Source organism: Brevibacillus sp. NRS-1366 (assembly GCF_050467985.1).
Map to the genome: position 1 here is coordinate 1 of NZ_JBITPN010000083.1, position 3,135 is coordinate 3,135.

Genomic DNA, 3,135 nt, shown 5'->3' on the forward strand with positions numbered 1-3,135 from the left:
GGGCCTATTTGACGTTCACGATTTATCTGATAGAACAGCAGAAATGAGGATGCTACTTACCTACTAAATGTATGGAACTAAGAAGCTCTATCAACTAGAATCGAAATGCAAGTCATTTCTTAATACTCCACCATAATTTACCTCCTCACTTGTCGTTATGCCCAGTTGTACGCTCAACAGCTTGACTTACAACATCACATAATAAGTCGGCATAAATACTGGTCGTATCTTTTGACTTATGTCCCAATTAGGCCTGAAGAGTCTCAAGTTCACCTGGATTATTTCGTAGAAAGTTTGTAGCAAAACTGTGACGAAGCTTATGTACGGTCAAATTAGGAACCCCAAATGCAATTCCATAACGTTCTACAAAAGTCTGTACTGCACGCTTTGAAATGCGATGACCTTCTTGATTAGCTGGTGACTTTGCTAAGAAAACGGCGGGCTCATCTTTTGGTGGATTATACTTATGTCGAATATCTAAATAACGTTGGAGATAATTTTTTCCCCATTCTGAGAAAGAAGGGGTATCTTGTTTTCCGCCTTTTCTCGTAAGAGTGACCTGCTTTGTTTCCATATTGATGTCGTTTAGGTTCAAATTGATGATTTCGCTTACTCGTAGACCAGTAGCCAGAATATAGACGATAATTGCCACGTCGCGTTCACGATTTTGAAAATGAAACTCCTGTTTTTGCTTCGTATTACAGGATTTGAGATAACCGTTATAAACAAAATTCACAAATCGATCCGCTTGGTTATCTACCAGGATTTTAGGTCGCATGGCGTTAGCGCGGTGGAGTAGAGTATCCGAATTGGATCTCAATTCAATTTTTGCTAATACATTCCGTCGTAAGAACGGATCGCCATTTTCGTCCTCGGATAAGACAGCTAATATAGCCAATAATATTTTCTTTTCGGAGTTTATCTAAATCCTGATAGGGTATATCTACCATGAAAATTAAATTCTGTAAGTTGGTAAAAACGGCAATACTAAATAAGACGCAGCTCATTCGATTTTTTTAAAAGTGCAGCGCCTGATGTAATGGGACTTTGGACGAGATTAAGGGATTAGGAGACCTCTGAAATGGTAACGGTATAACCTAAGTTTTCTAGTCTTCGAAGCGAATTTCGTACAATCGCTTGTTGTTTTTGTTTATCAAAATAGTCCTCACCTAAATCTACATACATCTCTTTTCTAGTCAAAAGATAATAGGCGATTCTCAACATGGCGTGGGCTACTACAATGGCTGCTCTTTTTTTACCTTTTCGTGCTAGTGTTCGGCGATACAATGCACCCAGGTAGTTTTTGGAGGCACCAACTGAATGAGCTGCTTCTGTTAAGGCTGATTTTAAATACTTATTACCCTTTTTGGATTTCGTTGACTTCCGTTTACCTGCGCTCTCGTTATGTCCAGGTACGACGGCTGCCCAGGAACATAAATGGGCTGCACTTGGAAACTGTTTCTCCACGTTGGTCCCAATTTCAGCTAGGATTTGTTCTGCCATTCGAGTCGCAATGCCAGGTATGGAATCTAACCGTTCGATATCTTCCTGGTAAGAATGGACTCTCTGGGTAACCTCTTGATCTAGCATGTCAATGTGCTCGGTGAGAAAGTCAATATGGGTTAAAATGGTTTTTAGCATCAATCGTTGATGAGGATTGACATAGCCTCGAAGAGCGAGCTCTAGTTCTTCTTTCTTCTTTTTCAAGCTTCGTCGAGCGAAATTGGCTAGTTTCTCAGGATCGTCTTCACCATTTGCGATGGCACGAAGCATATCCTTAGATGATACGCCCATACTATCTGAAACCACAGAGCCTAGCTTGATGTTTGCTCCTTCTAACACTTTTTGAATCCGATTATGTTGCCTAGCGCGTTCTTCTATGATACTTCGGCGATAGCGAACGAGTTCTCGTAGTTCTCGTTGATCTCGTCTTGGAATGAAGCTAGCTTTTAGAAGCCCATGACGAAGAAGTTGGGCAATCCATTCCGCATCTTTGACATCCGTTTTACGTCCAGGGAGAGCTCTCATATGTTGGGCATTCACGACTAAAAACTCAATATCTTCAGCTTCTAATAGGTTAACAATTGGCTTCCAGAATACTCCTGTACTTTCCATCGCTACATGGGTACACCCATGCTTTTTAATCCAGTCAATTAACTGCAATAGAAAAACAGTTTTAGTAGAAAACGTTTGAATCTCCTTTCCTTCTGGTGTAATGACACATGCAGTAATACTGTCCTTATGAACATCCATACCACACGAGCGTTCAATGATTACCTTCATTGAAGTTATCCTTTGATTGGAGGCTGGTGCAACAATCATAAAAGGACTAATCTCCCATGAGTGCTTCCCGAAAGGGAGCGACAATCTATGATGCACCATGATCGTTGGAGTCAGACTAACGGATGGGCTCGTAGCACCAACTTAAAACGACCTTCCTCTCCAGCCGTAGTAGCAGTATGGACGGATTCAAACCATTTTCATCATCTTTGGTGCAGCGCTGGTCTTGCGCTGCATGGGTGACTAACGGGCTCGATAGTTCAATGAGTCAGTCTAAAACTTTATTATTCAGTTTAGAGCCATGGATTGCTTAATTCTAAAGTTGAGTCTAAAACTAATTTTCAAATACCTAGTGATTTTGAAGACCGGGACTCCTTGTACTATAAGGGGTTCTGGTCTAAAACTTTATTATCACTGAACAGCAATGCAAAAATATGGAAAGAATGTGGGGCTAGTTATAATTTATCAACTAATAAGCTTACATTCACTGGATCAGGCGGAGGTAGACATTCTATAAATAAAGCATTACTAAGGTACAATGCACCAAAGGCGAAAGTTCAAATATAGCATACGTAAATGTCTGGTGAGACTTGGTATCTGTACAAAATAATAAAGAGGGGAGTGGGGTCGAGAAGATAATCCCACTCCCTTATCTCAGCTAGGAGAAACATTAATCCACTTTAATTAATACCGAAACAGCATGTAATATACTTAACCAGTTATAAAATGTTTCGCTACTTGTGACGAAGGTGTGTTTGGCAAAATAGAAGTACACACTTTGGCAACCGAAAAGTGCAGATCATTTCCGAAAATGAAAAAAGCCTTGCCAGCTAACTAAACAACCCTCTACTCTTC

2 protein-coding genes are annotated in these 3,135 nt (G+C 40.4%); both read right to left on the reverse strand.

The genetic code is table 11. The annotated features are described in order from the left end of the window. Positions 1–247: 247 nt before the first annotated feature. Positions 248–898, reverse strand: coding sequence for a tyrosine-type recombinase/integrase (locus tag ACIFQN_RS35715; protein WP_429837790.1), 651 nt, complete (start codon positions 896–898; stop codon positions 248–250). Positions 899–1,065: 167 nt separating this feature from the next. Beyond that, entirely contained in the window at positions 1,066–2,283 is a 1,218-nt protein-coding gene (locus tag ACIFQN_RS35720) for an IS110 family transposase (protein WP_429837791.1), read from the reverse strand. Between the last annotated feature and the right edge of the window lie 852 nt (positions 2,284–3,135).